Genomic DNA, 15,753 nt, shown 5'->3' on the forward strand with positions numbered 1-15,753 from the left:
GCCGGAAGGCGGATGTCGCGAGCCATCACTCCGTCGGGGAATCCGGGGACCACCAGTCGACGTCCTCGGTCGAGAAGTCACCGATGGAGACATCGTGGACGAATGACGTCCAGAACGCCCCATAGGCCTCGAAGGATTGAGGGTCGATCCGTCGCAGAAGCTCCTCGAGCCGATCCGCGACCCGCACCTGCTCCTCACACTCCGCGCCTGCCGGGTAATAGGGGAAGTCCCGTTGCGCGACCTCAAGACAGCGAACGAATTCCCGAACGCCCGAGTTGACCGGCCAGACGGGATCCGCCGGGCCCGTGCCGAAGTGGACAGACCCCAGCTCCGCGTCGAGCACGAAGTGTTCGTCCTCTGTGTAGTCACCGAGGACCACATACCTCCGACTTCCCTGAATCCACGCCGCCACTCGGCTCGGATCACCCGCGCTGAAGACCAGCGAAGCCTCCGGAACACCTTCTCGCGCGAGGAACTCACGACTCCCCGCGTGGGAGACGTCCGACAACCGGTCCGTCCTCCATCGAATCCGATGAACCGAACCCATCTGAATTCCTCCCTTGAAGCGGCGTGCAATTGCGGTCGGTCGATCTGCCGTGGGTATGACGGTCGCCGAGTGGACGAGAGGGACTGGACGCCCGGCGCCTGCTTCCCGCATCGAGGAGCCCGCACGCCGTGATCGCCGCGACCAGGAACGCGGCGCTCGCCAGGAGCAGCGTCGCCTCGTAGTACGAGCCCGCGGCCCAACGAGCGACCGTGTACGCCGCACCGGCGCCGACCAGCGAGGCGCCGCCGAGCTGCGCCATCAGTCTGAAGGCAGGCCGGTATGGGCGAGGATCCCGCACCGTCGACGCGTCCCGCAGGGCGTACAGACCGGCCACCGCCAGGGTCAACGAGCCTGCGCCCGCGGCCAATGCGGGCGTTCCGAAAGTGACGCCGTACCGGATCGCGAGAGCGGGAACGAAGAAGAGGGCCAGCCAGCGGCACACGGCCTGCCCCACCAAGGTGACCGCGGGCCCCGGCTCGGGAGGGCGGACCGGAAGCCGGGCAGCCGTCAGCCGGAATACACCGAGGGCGCCAACGTCCGCAAGGGTCAGCGGAGTTCGCTCTGGCAGCCTGCCCAGGTTGTAGAGCAACGCCGTGTCGTACACGACGAGGACCAGCACCCCCAGAGCGCCCAGTGAGGCGATGAAGAGCAGAAGGCGCACGGTGGTCAGTGGCCGGGCGTCGGCGGAGTCATGGGCCGCCATGCGGGCGATGAGCAGTGGTGTGAGCACGGCGGAGGCGGCTCGGATCGCGATGTCGTCGGCCGTGTAGGGGTTGCGCAGGTCCCATTCGACGACGCAGAACACGATCGTGTACGACGCGGAGGCGAGCGGCAGCAGCGCGGACCGGGCGATCCGCCGGTACAGGCCCGGGTCCAGCCAGCGCGCCACCGTGGCGAAGGCCAGCAGGACGAAGGGGAGTTCAAGGAACGCCTGCACCCGCAACACCGAGGGGGCGAGGAGTTCCGGTGCGGGGAAGCCGCGGGCGAGCAAGCGCAGAACCGGGTTGTGCGTGGCCAGGTCGAACCACCCGGCGGGCATATAGGGCGCGATGAACGACACGTCCCCGTCGTGCACGCGGAGCACGTACACCGTGAACAGCACCTGGTTGACGTAGATCAGTCCGGTCACGAGTGCCAGTGCCACGACCGGGGAGACGGAGCGGCCCGCCACCCTGACAGGATCGGGAAGGCGGGCCAGAGCACGCGGGGTCAGCGCGAGGGCCGCTACGACCGACGCGAGAACCGCGGCGTCCATGAGTACCTTCACAGCCATCAGCCGTTGATGCACACCATTCCCGAGCACATGCAGGATTGCTCCGGTCGTCAGTTCTGGTTCACAGGCCAGACTGCCGCCGGGTCGCAGTGGGCCGGGCAGGCCTGCAGATAGACCTCGTTGCCGAGGAACAGGAGGTAGGTGTCGGCGTGGATGGTGTAGGGCTGCTCCGGCAAGCCGGGGTGGACGTCGAAAGACCAGTCCTCCGGCACCTGGCAGAGGTACACCAGATCGGCGCCGCACGCGCACCGGTAGTACTCGGGATACTGCGCCCAGGACGGCGTACCGCCCACCTTGAACCCGGGGGCTCCTCGCCCATGCCTGTCGAGGGTGTCCGCCAGAGGTCGCAGCGTCAACGGCAGGGCGCGCACGGACGGTTCGCGATTCCGCGTCGGGCGCGTCGCGTGGCGCTGGAGCAGCACACGCCAGAACGGACGCGGGTAGGGCGGCTGCGGAGCGTCCCAGTACGCGGGCACGAGCCGACCGTCGTCGGTCAGCTCAGGGGCGGACGCGTCGTTGTGAGCGCGGCAGTGGAAGACCAACAGGTGGTCTCCACCGAACGGCTCCACGTTCAGGGGTATGTCGAACTGGAAGAACAGCGCCAGCCGCTCACCGCAGAAACACTCGGGCCACTCCTCGCCGTCGTCGAGAAAGGGCCAGCCCCCCACCGAGTTCCGCGCGGGCCGGTCCAACGGCTCGGCTCCGACGTCGATCGCGTAGCCAGGCAGCACCGCCCGCATCTCGCTCACTTCATTCTCGAACATCCGCTCACCTCAAGGTTGCTGTGGCAGTAGCTCCGCCTGGCCGAGGATCAGCTACTTCGCGTCGGACGGCAGGGCCAGGCTCCCGGTGAACACGCCACGGTTGTCCGCCCGTACCTCCTGGCTCACCGCGATGTCTCCGCCCTGGAACGGAACGAGAAACGTGAACGCGTAACGGTGTGACGTGAGCCGGTACCCGTGCGTCGCATCCAGGTCCCATGTCTCGGTGAAGCTCTTGAGCGTGATCTGGCTGTCGGTCGCCGTCACCCCGGCGCCGCGCAACTGAGCCAGCGCGGGCTCCACCTCCCGCACCGCTTTCTTCAGCGCGGGACGGCTACGGGCAGCCGACAACTGCCAGCCGGAAGCGGTGACCTGAAGCCGCACGTCACCGCCACCAGCCCCCGTACGCCTCACCTTCGCACTCTTGGCGTACGCCCCGAATGCGTCCAGCTCCGCCACGGAATCCTCGACATCGTTGGCGATGTCGGGATCGGACAGCGGCCCCTTCTTCCACGCTTTGCCGCCCTCCTTGACGTAACCGGTGCCGTCGACGACGTACACCACCTCGGACTTGCGTGCCCCCTTGCTGGTGGTGATCGTGCCGGTCTGCTGAAGCGCCTCGGGGGCGGTGATGCGGTGCACGGTCGCGGCGAACGTGGCGCTGGACGGCGCCTGGCCCCGCATGACGGCGGACTCACTGCCGCGCAGGGCGAACGTCCACCCCTTCTCGGCGGCCATGGTCTGCCGGGCCCGGGCGACGTACTGCGGGGCGGTCCTCGGCTTCGGCGCTGGGCGCGATGTGACGCTCGGCTCCGGTTGGGCCTGCGTCGTCCGCGAGGAAGGGTGGGGCCCCGCCGACTTCCGCTTGCCGTCACTCCGGGAACATCCGCTCGCGGTCACGGCGACCGCGACCAGCGCGACGACCACGGCGCGATGCCCGCGCGGGCAGAAACGTATTCCGGGCAGCACGACGTACCCCTTCGGCAGGGACGGGAAGTTCGAATGCGGCACGGTTATACAACAGGCGCCGAGCCGACCGCGAGCACTCGGACGAAGTGGGCAAAACCTACACACATGAGACGGCCCGCCAGGAAACCTGGCGAGCCATCGCGGTGCTGCGAACTTGGCCGCCCAGGAATGTCGGTGGCATGGGCTTGACTGACGGTCATGGGAACCAACGCGTTCGTCGACAGCGTCTGGCGCTGGATCAACGGGAATCCTCCCCATCGGGACGAACCCATCATCGTGGAGGCCCCGCAAGGCACGGACCTGCATGAACTTGTCCCGGAATTCAGCCAGTGGGCGGGGCAGCACCGGAACCTGGCAGCGGGCGGGTTCATCGATCCGTCGCTCACCGAACGCACCGGCCTGCCCTTGGTCGAGCCCTTCGGGGCGGGGACATTGCTGGAGATGCGGGGCTGGGGCTACCGGCACCGCTGGGTCGGGTGCGGCCTGGTCGCCTCGCCGGACGGGCCACGCGCCGTCGCCGTGATCGCCCACCGCGAGGACCCGGCGACCGCAGGCTTCCCGGAGGGCGCGTCCTGGGCCGAGAAACTGCGCATTGTCACCGGCTGGGAGCCGATACCCGGGCCGCGCGTCGACTGGCCGGCCATCGAGGCCGACCTCGGCACACGGCTGCCCGGCGACTACAAGGAGATCGTCGATCTGTTCGGCGCGGGCAGCTTCGACGAGAACCTTCCGGACGAATCGCCCGATCTCCCTCAGGATTGAACGGCCGTTGTCACGCGTCCTTCGTCAACGCGTTCAAGAGCAGTGCCCTGCCCCGCGCTTGAACAGGTCGGCAGGGCGCGGAGTCAGGCGCGCCGGTCGGGGCTCCACGCGTAGGTCATGGGCCCTGTCTCCACAACCTCGCTGGGCCAGGTCGGCCGGACCTGCTCAAGGCGCTGAAGGTGCTCGTCGACCCAGTTCTCCCCCGGTCGGATCCGCAGCATCGTGGTGAGGCGGTCGGTATCGTGGAGGGTTACGGCCAGGGAGCGGTCGTCGAGCATGTGGAGAATGAGTTCGAGTCCGCAGTCCCTGCCGATCCTCGCATCCTTCCAGGGCGCCAAACCCGTCAAGGCATGCTGCCAGGCATCGAGATCCCGCTGGAAGACATAGACATCCAGGCGGGCGTCGACGAAGTCCGGCGATGCGAACACGTCGGCCCGGAGGGTGTCGTGACCGGGCAGCACACCAGGCCTGGAGCGCCCGGTGACACGCACGATGCAGCGACCGCCGTCCGCGTCCTCCAGGTGGATGAGGTCCACGACGCCTGGTTCCGTCACTGCCTACCTCACTCTCGCTGGGAAAGGTGGGGTCGCCGACCCTCGGTCAGGGTGTCGCGGGCGATGCTTCAGGAGTAGATCGCCTTGACCACCGCGTCCCCGTTTGCCGCTGCTGCTGCGTAGAACTCGGACAATGAGCGCAGAACCTCAGCGAGATGAGCGGCGAATCGCTCTCCGATCTCGCCTCCGTGGACGTCGGCCATCACGTCGAGATTGCCGGCGACCTGTTCCTGGTGATCGAGGGCTGCCGTGAAGTCTGCGGCTTCCCTGACTTTGTCGGGGGTCAGGAAGACCATGATCTCGGTCTCTGTGCGACCGAGCAGGGCGCCGCCCATCACGGGCTGGTACGCGATGCTCCCGGTGTCGCCGTCTCCCCCGGTCAGAGCCGCGTGGACCACGTCCCACTCCGCTCTGAGATCGAGGAGCACGAGGGCCTCCGATTCGCGGGTGAATTCCTCCTCGGAGAATTTCAGCGGAATCATCTCCAGCAGGTCTTCCACCGGAGCGTTCAATTCTTCCGGTCGAAATCTCCGCAGTCTGAACGTCACACTCACGAATGGGCCACCGATGGGAAAGGGGAAGGGAAGGGGAAGGGCGGTACGGGAACAAGCTAGCAGCGGCTTACGCGGAGGGATGTGCCGCCGCCGGCCCCTTGGAACCGGCGGCGGCACACCCCTTCAGGCCGAGCAGGATCGGAACATGCTCGTTCGTCGTGTTGGCGAACTCGAAGCCCTTCGCCCCGCTGTCGCGGACCGCCGTGTCGATCGACTTCCAGGCCGCCTTCTTGCCGGTGCCGTCGCGATAGGACGTCGGCACCGCCGACAACTCCGCCTGGACGCTGCCGTCCGACATCTGCCAGAAGCGCGCATCCGCCGTACGCCGGCTCGTGAGCTCCTTGACCCTCGTGGCCTTGGGAGCGTTCTTGCCCTTCGGCAGCTTCTGCCGGTCGGCGATGTCCAGCTCGTCGTGGGACGGAGGCTTGTCGTGCCCTCCGCCGTCGTCGTCCGAGAACCAGCCCTTGAGCGTATCGACGACACCCTTGCCACCGTCGTCCTCCGTGGACGAGGCGGCATAGGCGAATTGTGGCAGCGCGGTACTCACGACCGCGGACACCACAAGGCAGGAGATCACTCTCCCGTATCGGACTTTCACGTCCAATGCCCTCTCTATTGCGGCGCAACCCTCATTCCGGCCCTTTCGCGTGCGCGTGACGCACCTGCCGAATGCGGGCACGCCGAACCACCAGCCGGGGCATTTCCCGGCCGGTCATGAACGAACGGCCTTTCCTGCTTTCCTGTGAACCGCCTTTGCGGCAGGCCGAGTTCTAGTCAGGTGGATGAGGTCATGTCAACAGAGGTGACAATGCGGACAGTTGAGCCGCAGAAGGACAGAACTCGCCATAGCAGCCTGCGTGTTCACTCGCAGCACAAAAGGCCCCCGGCCCGAATGTGCATCCGGGCCGGGGGCCTCGTATCTCACTGCGTCAACGCATCAGGTCCACGAGCTAAGTCGTAGAGGTCGAACCACGAGCGACGCGAAGATGATCCTCCGGCGCGGTCACTGTTCTGTCCACGGCCGCTTCTCGGTGGGGTGGTGACGTTTGCTCACGAGTCGTCGCGGCCTTCTGCGACGGCGAGTTCGACCTCGTAACCGCAAGCCTTGAACAGGGCTTCGCTGATCAGCGCGAGGTTCTCCTTGGAGATATTTTCACAGGTGTACCGAAGGGCGATCGGGAAATCCCCGTAAAGGCTCATGGCCACCAAAAGGATCGCAAGATCCTCACGCCATTCCCCGAATTCCCCGGAATCGATCGCCTCTTTTATCCGGCGGACATCGAATCCCGCCCACACTTCGCCGTTCTCATCGACACCCCCTTGCGCAAGATTCCGCAGTTCGGGGCTGCTGAGCCAAGCCCCATGATGCTCCAGGAGCCAGACAGACGCGTCAAGGGACCACAGCCCGTCGGTGCCACGACGAAGTGCATCCGCGAACCGATCCGGGGAAAATGAAGAGAAATCAGGCATGGCAGCAGTGTAGCCGGTCGGGCGGCATCCGAAGACCCGGCCGACCGGCCATCTGCGGGCTTTACAGCCCTATTCTATTTCTCTTACTCCTCCATTCCGAAGAGGAACTGCATGATGCGCCTCCGGGACACGGTGGGAACTTCCCCGCCGAGCTCGGGGTGCGGGTTTCCTGCGATCGGCACACGGAAAGCGCCGTCCTTCCCGGCACCCGAGATCTGATATTTGACATACGGCCCCTCGTGGACCTTGTCCGCGCTGGTGCTCTCCGGATCGCCCGCCTCCATGAAGAGCATCACGTTCGAATCGCCGGGCTTGAATATCCGCGTGCCACGTCCGCCTGTCGCGGAAGTCGGCTTCATCGGCGCGGTGGACATTCCCGCCTTTTCCGCCAGCTCAACGATGTACTCCTCGCTCTGGCCGCGAAGGTGCTCCGGGTCCATGAGCTTCTTCATCGCCTGGGCGGACGTCAGACCGGCGACCGAGCCGGCGGCGGCCATGGGTTCGAGGCGATTACCCAGGCCGGTGTCGACTGTGCGGAGGCCGAAGTCCTGCAGCGATGTCGCGTTCATTTGCGCCGCAGGACACTCGCTCTTCTTCACCTTTCCGCAGTACGTACCCCAGAACAGCTCGCTCATCGCGGCCAGTCCCTCGGCCGTTTCCGCGCCGTTGGCGAAGAAGCTGCTGTGCGACCGCACCTCGTCGAGCGCGTCGTTCCACGCCTTCTGCCCCTTGTCCGACAAATACGTGGGGGTTTCCGACTGGATCGAGAGGTTGATTCCCTCCGCTTCCTCGTGCTTGATCATCGGGGTTTCGCGGTAGACGCCACCGCACATACCCGTGACGTCGCAGCTGGTGTGTCCATCGAGCTCGATGAAGCTCGTGGGATTGCCGCCTCCGAACGCGTACCGGTTACCGGTGTACGGGTCGACCCCGAGCCCCATGTCCGCGAGCGCCCCGTTGTACATGTCCCGGGTGGTGAAGCGGTTCAGGCCCGGGCTGTACTCGCGGAAGCCCATGTCGTACGTGCCGGACTGGGCGTCCCAACGCTTGGCGTTGAAGCGGTACGGGTTGTACGCCTCCTTCGTCGGGTTCGCCGCGTCCGGCTTGTCGATGCCGGTGAACTCGGACGCGTCGTCCTTGCCGTAGGCCGTGTAGCCGTACGTAGCCTGGGTGTCGCCGTTGTTGTCGGTCAGGGTCTCGACGTCGGTGTGGCTGTTGTAGCCGTAGTAGCCGTCCTCCGTCGTGCCGTCGCTGTTGCGCTTGACCTGCGAAAGGCGCTCGCCCCACGGGCTGTACTGGTAGGACTTGGTCAGCGTGCCGGCGACCTTCTCGTCCAGCACCTCACCGGACAGGCCCAGGTACTCGTAGTCGGTCGTCTTGCCGTCCGCCGTCTTGGAGGCGGTGCGGTCCAGCGGGTCGAAGGTGTACGTGGTCGTCTTCAGCGTGCCCGTGTCGTCCATCTTCTGGGACTGAACGACGTGGTCGAAGCCGTCGTACACGCTCCGCTCGATGACCTTGCCGCCCGAGGTGACGGACTCCTGGCGGCCGAACGGGTCGTAGGTGTAGCTCGCCGACACACCACTGGTGGTGGCGCTGAGCAGGCGGTTGCGGTCGTAGTTGTAGTTGGTCGACGTGGAGCCGACGGTCTGGCTGACGACGTTGGCGTTGTCGTCGTGGACGTACGTCTCCGTCGCGGCGCCGTTGCCCGTCTTCACCGACTTGGCGAGCCGGTCGACCGGGTCGTAGGTGTAGTCCGTCGTCGAGGACAGGTACGCCGCATGGTCGTCGGCGTTCATCTTCTTCGCGACGTCCTGCGCCTTGTTCCCGTTCGGGTCGTAGGCGTAGGTGTGCGAGGCGACGAGAGTGCCGTTCGGCTTCTTCTCCGTCGTCGACTTGGCGGGGCCGTCCAGGTAGTACGTGTTGTCGACCGTGTTGCTGTTGGCCTTGGTCTCCTGGAGCCGCTGGCCGCGGTCGGTGTAGGTGTACGACGTCACCTTCGGCGAGGCGTCCGTGGACGACTTGCCGACCGAGACCGTCTTCACCAGCTCACGCAGGTCGTACGTGTACTTGGAGAACTGGTCGGGGTGAGTGATCGTGTCCGGCTGGCCGTTCGCGTCGTACGTGTACGAAGTGGACTTCTTCTCCGTCCCGGACAGCGACTCGGTGACCTTCTGGACCTGGTTGAGGCCCGTGTAGGTGACCGTGTACGCGTCGATGGTCGCGCTCGACGACGTGTCGTCGATCTTGGTGAGGTTGGCGTTCGCGTCGTAGGTGTACGCGAACGTCTTCTTCTCGTTGTCGGTGTCCGCGGAGTTGTCACGGACCAGCTTGACCGCGTCCGCGACCGCGATGCCGCCGCTGTTCTGGTCCAGCTTCAGCTTGGCGTCCTCGCTCTGCTTGAGCGAGTAGGTGCCCAGGCTGACCCAGGTGCCGGTGTTGGCGTTCTGGTCCTTCGTCACCGACGGCTCGGTCGTGGTGCCATGGGTGAGCGTGTACTTGGCCGTCGTCGCGGCGCCCGTCACCTTCGGGAACTTCACGTACGCGGTGTACGTGCCGTCCTTGGGGATGTTCAGCGTCCACGTGAAGGCGTCCGTACCGGTACCCGCCGCGTGGGTCTGATGGTCGTAGCCCTGCTGACCGGTGATGTTCCCCTTCGTCCAGGTGCCGGTGTACGACGTGTTCTGGGTGTCGGAGTTGTCGGCCAGGACGACGGACTTGCCGACCGGGACGCCGTCGTCGGACTTCGACTTCAGCTTGCCGTCGGGGTAGTACGACCACGACATGGTGCGGTTCGAGGAACCGCCCGCCGACGTCAGCGTCCTGGCCGTCTGCTGGCCCAGGTCGTTGTAGTCGTAGGTCGTCGCGATGTCCCACGGGTCCGTGGACGACTTCGTCCAGCCGTTGTCGAAGTAGTCGTAGGTGGTGTCGTTGCGGACCGTCTCACCGTCCGACGGCGGCAGCGAGGTCTTCGCCACCCGCCCCACCTTGTCGTACGTGGTCTCCGTGTAGATGTCCGACTTGTTGTAGCGGGCATCCGCAGGGTCGTAGGGCTGGTACTGCTTGACCGGCCGGTTCAGCGCGTCGTACTCGGAACGGGCGGTGAATGCGGTCGTCGTACCGGCCGCGACGGCCCGCGGGCTGAGCACCTTTGTGGTGTTGCCGACCTGGTCGTACTCGTACTTTGTCGAGCGCGTCGTGGTGCCCTCGTGCGGGACCTTGACCTCGGTCTGCTTGCCGCGCTCGTCGTACGTGATGAGCGTGGTGTTGTTCTCGGCGTCCGTCGTGGAGACGACCAGGGAGTCCTTGTCGTAGGACCGCTTGGACGTCTTGCCCGCCGCGTCGGCGACCTGCGTGGCCCGGTGGTCCAGGTCGTAGGTCGTCTTGGTGGTGTAGTCGGTGGTGTCCGCCGTCGCGTTCTTCTTCGGGTCGATGACCGTGACGACGTTGCCGACGTTGTCGTACTCGTAACTGACCTTGTCGCCCGTCGCGTTCACCACGGACGTCTGCTGGTAGATCTCGTTGTAGTTGTTGGTGGTGACGTAGTCGGTGGCGTCCGACGTCGTCAGCGTGCCCTTGGGCTCCGTCGTCGTCTTGAGATGGCCGACCTTGTCGTACGTGTAGGACGACGTCCGCTCGTCCGACGTGGAGGTGTCCTTCGGCGCGGTGGCCGAAGTGACCTGGTCCGCGTTGTCGTACACCGCCGTGGAGACCGCGCCGCCCGGTGACGTCGCCTGGGTGACGTTGTCGTTCTCGTCGTACACAGGGGCCGGGGTGGTGATCAGGACACCTGCGGCCTGGTCCTTCGGCACGGTGCTGACCAGCGGACGCCCGAACGTGTCGTACGTCTGCGTGGTCGCCTTGAGGTTGGCGTCGGTGACCTTGGTGACCTGTCCGCGCTCGTCGTACTCGAACGTCGTCGAGTTGGTCAGCGCGTCGGTGATCGTCTTCGGGTAACCGGTAGGCCCAAAGTCGGAGTTGACGGTCGCGTGGCCGTTGGCGTCGGTGGCCTTGGTCAGTTCACCGTAGGAGTCGTACTCGTACGACGTGGTGTAGTCACCCGCAGTCGCGGTGGCGACCCCCTTCGGGTCGGTGACCGTCTTCAGGTTACCGAACGAGTCATAGCCGAACTGCCAGGCGCGGCCCTCCGGAGAGGTCTTGCGGAACAGGTCGGCCGAGAAGCCGTCCGCGCGCGTCTGGTACTCGTACTTCGCCGCGTTCGCCGGCCACTTGGACACGTCCGACACACAGGTGGACGTCTGATCCGGCACGCCCGACTTGTTGTTCTCCGCGTCGCGCTGCCAGAGCGGGTAGCCCGTCTTCTGGTCGAAGCAGTACGCGGTCTTAGCCCCGTTGGCCTCCTCCAGGTAGGTGACGTTGTTGTCCGCGTCCCAACTCATCTTGGTGGTCTGGGACTTGGCGTTGGTGGTCTGGACGCCGCGGCCGAAGTCGTCCGTGACGTACTTCGTGGCGTGCGACTCCGCATCGGTGACCGTGGTGTCGGTGAACTTGGTGTTCACGGTGTCCGCCGCGTACGCGAAGCCCGTGTTACCGCCCAGCCGGTCCGTAACCGTCTTCGTCCACCAGTGGTACTTGGGGTCGTCGCCGGTCTGCGGGGCGTAGTACGCCAGCTGCGTTCCGTGCCCGCGCGGGTCGGTCGCCTTGACCAGCTTGACGTTCTTGTTGCCCTGCGTGGCGTCGTAGGTGAACTTGAACACCTTCGGCTGCGCGGAGCCGTCGCCGTCGGTGAACTGCCCGAGCAGGCCCTCGACCGTGTAGTAGAAGGAGATCTTGCGGCCCGAGATGTCCGTCATGGACTTCACGTGGTCGTAGATGTCCGGGTCGGTCAGGCTGGTGCCGGAGACCTTGGCACCCGTGCTGTCGATGTAGCTGTAGGACGCGTCGCCCTTCTTGTAGTAGTCGACCGTCAGGGACTGCCTACCGGCCGGATCGGTGATGTAGGTGAGGAACTTGGTCGGCTTGTTCTTGGACCTGCGCTCCTCGTACGTGAACGACTGCGCGTTGCCGTTCCTGTCCACGATCGACGTCATGTAGCCGTCGCAGCCGAACAGGAACTGCGTGCCGTCAGGGCGCAGCAGCGTCCACGCGTCCGGCACCGGGTCCTTGTCCGGCGTGCAGTTCAGGCCCGCCTTCATCGTGACCTTGTAGTGGACGCCTGCGGGAGCCTTCCAGCTGCCGTCGGCCTGCTTGGTGAAGACGTGCGTGGTCCCGTCCCCGTCCGGCAGACGGATCTCCGTCGGGTTCGGGTTCGGGTGGAAGTCCAACGACGCGCCGAGGCGGATGGGGCCTGCCAGCTGCGCCGACCAGCCCGCACCCGAGACCGTGTCGCTCGTGTCCAGCGAGTTGTACGCGAACCGCGCGAACGTGGCCACTCCCCGGCCCGGGTTCGTGAACGCGTCGTAGGACCAGACGCTGTTGCCGGAGGCCAGGTTGTTCATGACCGTCGACCCGGCACCGGTGTTCTTGCCCGTGTAGGAGTAGAACTTCTCCAGGCCCAGCGCGTTGGAGGTCGGATCCTCCACCGCCACGTTCTGCTTCAACGGCACGATCGAGGTGTTCGTCGCCGACAGCCAGCTGCCGTCGGAGACCTTCTTCACGTCCCAGCCCAGCACGTACTCGGTGCGCTTGCTGCCGGAGTCCGAGTTGATCGGGGTGTTGACGGTGGCGTGGATGGTCGCCGACTGGCCCGGGTTCAGCGCCGGAATCGCGGTGGAGGCCTGGTTGCCGCCGGTCGTCACGTCCGTGCCGTCGGGCAGCTTCCACGTGTACGACATCACCCGCTCGCCCGCCGCCCACGCGCTCGCGGTGGTGTTGGTGACCGTCATGTCCACCGTGTAGGTGGAGTTGGGGGTCATCCGGGCCGGGGTCTGCGGCGCGTAGTACGTGTCGTCGGTGGTGGAGTCCACGTAGATCACGCGCAGCAGCGGGCCGAGCTGCGGGTCGGGGGCCTCCGACGACAGGAACAGGGTGCGCTCCTGCGGGCCGGTGGTCGACTCGTCCGTCAGCTTGACCAGCGCGCCGTGATTGCTGGTGGGGGTCTTGATCCAGCCCTGTGTCAGGGAGGTCGCGTCCCACCAGTGCCGGCCCACCTCGGAGACCGTGCCCACCGTGTCCGACACGGTGCCCGAGTAGTCACCACCCGCCGTCGTCCACGCCGTGGTCGAGTTGGCGTTGTTCCACGTCGCCGTGGTCTCGTCGAAGTCCTTGGTCAGACCGTGGAGTTCGTAGATCGCGCCGTTGGTACTGGTGGTGGTCTCCGCGCCCCACATGAACAGCCGCGACTCCAGCACGGTGGCCGAGGTCGGGATGCTCGACGTGGTGAACTTCATCGCCGCGCGGGCCTTGCCATACGTGGTGGAGTTGTTGCCCACCTCCAGCCACTTCTGGCCCACCCCGAACGAGGCGATGGTGTCCTCGTTGGTGGTCGGCTGGCCGGACGACAGGGTCGTGTCCGTGACGCCGGACGTGCCCTGGATCAGGCGCATGGTGCGGCCGGCCTTGGGGACGCCGATGATGCGGGTCGGCGAGCCGAGCAGCTGGCCGTCCTTCGTCTTCACCGCGAGCTGGTAGTAGTACGAGCGCCCGATCTCCTCCGAGGAGGAGTCCGGGGTCGGTGTCGCGGTGGTGTCCGTGTACGCCGTGACCGACTTGTCGATCGGCGCGACCAGCGTCGCCGCGGACGGCGTGAACACCTGCTGCGTGGAGCGGTGCAGCTGGTACTCGACCGGGTCGAGGCCGGAGTCACCGGTGGTGTTCGTGTACGCCTTCCACGACAGCTCCGGACCCGTGCCATGCACCACCGTCGGCGAGTTCAGCGTCGTGCCGACCTTGCCATACGTCACCGTCAGCCGGGGGATGGTGGCCGTCTCGCCGCCGTAGTCGCCGTCACCGGACTCATACCGCGGGCCGCCGGTCGGGGCGGTGGACGTCTCGTCGGTGGCCTTGAGGACGAATCCGTTGTTGGTGGAGGTGCCGTCCAGCCACTGCTGGACGGTGTCGGTGACCGGGAACTTGTGCCACTGGTTGTACTCGCCGACGTTCTTCACGATCGACGCCGGGTTCACGAACCGCACCGCATCCGCGATCACCGCTGTCGTCGCCGACGCCGGACCGTCACCGAGGACGACCTTGCCCGTCGTACCCGCCGAGAAGTTGATCTGCGAGCCGCCGTTCAGCGACGCCCACACTCCGTTGGGGCCCGTCTGCTGGTTGACCGTGTACGTCGCGGTGCCGTCCTTGCCGGTCACCGTGTACGGGGCGTTGGTGGCCCGGTCGGTGGCGGCCACGTAGTGCGCGTCCACCCGGTAGGAGGCAGTCTCCGGGAGCTTCGGCTGCCAGGTGTAGGTGTCCCCGGCCACCGTGTCCTTGTTGGACCGGTAGTCACTGCCGATCGCGTACTGCGTCAACGACGACGTCGAGGACGGCCAGGAACCCACCGCGGCCGTCGTCCCGGCATCCCCGTCGTCCACCTGCACACTCGTACCGGACAGCTCACCCACCAGCGCACTGGTGTTGGTCCAGTTCGCCGTCGACTCCGTCCACGCCCCGGTCGCCCGGTAGGCGCCGATGGTGACATCGTTGGCATTGGTGGTGTGCGCCTGGTCGAAATACATCTCCAGACGCGCCGAATCGATCTTCGTACCCGAAGGAATCTCGCTCAGCGGGAACTTGATCAGCGACCGGGAGATGCCCGTGTCGGTCTTGCCCGCCGACAGCTTCCAGGTCGTGTTGAAGTTCGTCGACGCCTGATCCGACAGGACCATGGTGTCCTGGGAGTCGGTCGGCGACGGCGCGATGGTGATCGTCGGGTCGATGACGACCGGGTACTGCCGCTCCTTCGACGCCAGCCACTTCGCATCCGGCGCGACCGTCAGCTTCCAGGACTTGCCGTCCTTGGTGAGCTTCTGCGTGACCTTGGTGCTGTACGTCTTCCCGAAGACGGACCGGTCGGCCTTCTTCGCATCCGTCATGTACGGCGCCGGGATCACCAGCTCCGGCGTATGCGGCAACTCGCCGTACAGCGCGATCGAGCCGTCCCTGCGCGCCTTGGGCGTCAGCCCGTCGGTGTCCAGCGTGAAGGTGAACTTCAGTGGACCGGAAGGGCGCTTCGCCAGGGTGATGTTCTCCTTCACCCGGCCCGGACCGACCGCGTACTCCAGATCCGCGCCCTGCGCCACGTCCTCGTACGTGACCGTGGAGCCCTTGGCCTTCGGCTTCAGCGAGCCGTCCGCGCCGTCGAGGCCGAGGGTGACCGAGCGACCGTCGGGCACCGCGAAGCGCACCAGGCGATCGACGTCCTTGCCGAACCAACTGCGGCCGTTGTTGGTGGTGTTGGAAAACTCGAAGCCCTTCGCCCCGCTCTCCCGCACCGCCGTGTCGATCGACTTCCAGGCCGCCTTCTTGCCGGTGCCGTCGCGGTAGGACGTCGGCACCGCCGACAACTCCGCCTGCACGGTGCCGTCCGACATCTGCCAGAACCTGGCACTCGGCGTGCGCTTGCCCGTCAGCTCCCTGACCCGCTTCGCCTTCGGCGCGTCCTTGCCCCTCGGCAGCTTCTGCCGGTCGGCTATCCCCAACTCGTCGTGCGACGGGGGCTTGCCACGGCCCCCGCCCTCGTCGTCCGAGAACCAGCCCTTGACCGTATCGACGACACCCTTGCCGCCCCCGTCATCGCCCGAGGACGAGGCGGCATAGGCGAATTGTGGCAACGCGGCACTCACGACCGCGGACACCACAAGGCAGGAGACCACTCTCCCGTATCGGACTTTCACGCCCAATGCCCTTTCTATTACGGCGTCCCTAATCGGTCGTTCTCGCGCGTGACACAAGCGCGTTCTCGCGAGCG

The 15,753-nt window shown here is 66.2% G+C and carries 10 protein-coding genes; 1 reads left to right on the forward strand and 9 read right to left on the reverse strand.

What is annotated here, in order from left to right; all coding sequences use genetic code 11:
* Positions 1 to 25: 25 nt before the first annotated feature.
* The 4 genes from ACZ4RZ_RS03005 to ACZ4RZ_RS03020 are packed head-to-tail and all read right to left on the reverse strand — an operon-like array spanning position 26 to position 3,592.
* Positions 26 to 508 carry an SUKH-4 family immunity protein gene (locus ACZ4RZ_RS03005; RefSeq protein ID WP_467741416.1) on the reverse strand — a complete coding sequence of 161 codons (483 nt, stop codon included), beginning with the start codon at positions 506 to 508 and terminating at the stop codon, positions 26 to 28.
* A complete protein-coding gene (locus ACZ4RZ_RS03010) occupies positions 477 to 1,820 on the reverse strand; it encodes a hypothetical protein (protein ID WP_467741418.1) in 1,344 nt (447 codons plus the stop codon). The genes ACZ4RZ_RS03005 and ACZ4RZ_RS03010 overlap by 32 nt, the downstream gene beginning before the upstream one ends.
* A gap of 50 nt (positions 1,821 to 1,870) precedes the next feature.
* Entirely contained in the window at positions 1,871 to 2,584 is a 714-nt protein-coding gene (locus ACZ4RZ_RS03015) for a hypothetical protein (RefSeq protein ID WP_467741420.1), read from the reverse strand.
* Between the two features lie 51 nt (positions 2,585 to 2,635).
* Positions 2,636 to 3,592: a hypothetical protein gene (locus ACZ4RZ_RS03020; RefSeq protein ID WP_467741422.1), complete on the reverse strand. Its 957-nt coding sequence runs from the start codon at positions 3,590 to 3,592 to the stop codon at positions 2,636 to 2,638.
* Positions 3,593 to 3,748: 156 nt separating this feature from the next.
* On the opposite strand from ACZ4RZ_RS03020, the gene ACZ4RZ_RS03025 reads away from it, so the two are divergent.
* Positions 3,749 to 4,312 carry a hypothetical protein gene (locus ACZ4RZ_RS03025; protein WP_467741424.1) on the forward strand — a complete coding sequence of 188 codons (564 nt, stop codon included), beginning with the start codon at positions 3,749 to 3,751 and terminating at the stop codon, positions 4,310 to 4,312.
* Between the two features lie 83 nt (positions 4,313 to 4,395).
* Here ACZ4RZ_RS03025 and ACZ4RZ_RS03030 read toward each other — a convergent pair whose 3' ends face one another.
* The 5 genes from ACZ4RZ_RS03030 to ACZ4RZ_RS03050 form a co-directional block, all read right to left on the reverse strand.
* Complete coding sequence (locus ACZ4RZ_RS03030; RefSeq protein ID WP_467741426.1) at positions 4,396 to 4,866, reverse strand: DUF5959 family protein; 471 nt, start codon at positions 4,864 to 4,866, stop codon at positions 4,396 to 4,398.
* A 68-nt stretch (positions 4,867 to 4,934) separates the two neighbouring features.
* Positions 4,935 to 5,537: a DUF1877 family protein gene (locus ACZ4RZ_RS03035; protein ID WP_467741428.1), complete on the reverse strand. Its 603-nt coding sequence runs from the start codon at positions 5,535 to 5,537 to the stop codon at positions 4,935 to 4,937.
* Positions 5,488 to 5,967, reverse strand: a complete 480-nt coding sequence (locus tag ACZ4RZ_RS03040; protein WP_467741430.1) for a hypothetical protein — start codon at positions 5,965 to 5,967, stop codon at positions 5,488 to 5,490. Before ACZ4RZ_RS03040 ends, ACZ4RZ_RS03035 begins: the two co-directional genes overlap by 50 nt.
* A 503-nt stretch (positions 5,968 to 6,470) precedes the next feature.
* A complete protein-coding gene (locus tag ACZ4RZ_RS03045) occupies positions 6,471 to 6,890 on the reverse strand; it encodes a hypothetical protein (RefSeq protein WP_467741432.1) in 420 nt (139 codons plus the stop codon).
* A gap of 83 nt (positions 6,891 to 6,973) precedes the next feature.
* On the reverse strand, positions 6,974 to 14,671 hold the full coding sequence (locus tag ACZ4RZ_RS03050) for a golvesin C-terminal-like domain-containing protein (protein ID WP_467741951.1): 7,698 nt from the start codon (positions 14,669 to 14,671) through the stop codon (positions 6,974 to 6,976).
* Between the last annotated feature and the right edge of the window lie 1,082 nt (positions 14,672 to 15,753).

The sequence above is a fragment of the Streptomyces sp. NPDC027189 genome (assembly GCF_055566975.1).

What these genes read in the sequence shown, in the direction of transcription:
- ACZ4RZ_RS03050 (WP_467741951.1), bottom strand. Translation starts at nt 14,671, where the DNA reads ATGGTCCTGTCGGATCAGGCGTCGACGAACTTCAACACGACCTGGAAG.
- ACZ4RZ_RS03025 (WP_467741424.1), top strand. Translation starts at nt 3,749, where the DNA reads ATGGGAACCAACGCGTTCGTCGACAGCGTCTGGCGCTGGATCAACGGG.
- ACZ4RZ_RS03015 (WP_467741420.1), bottom strand. Translation starts at nt 2,584, where the DNA reads ATGTTCGAGAATGAAGTGAGCGAGATGCGGGCGGTGCTGCCTGGCTAC.
- ACZ4RZ_RS03010 (WP_467741418.1), bottom strand. Translation starts at nt 1,820, where the DNA reads ATGGCTGTGAAGGTACTCATGGACGCCGCGGTTCTCGCGTCGGTCGTA.
- ACZ4RZ_RS03045 (WP_467741432.1), bottom strand. Translation starts at nt 6,890, where the DNA reads ATGCCTGATTTCTCTTCATTTTCCCCGGATCGGTTCGCGGATGCACTT.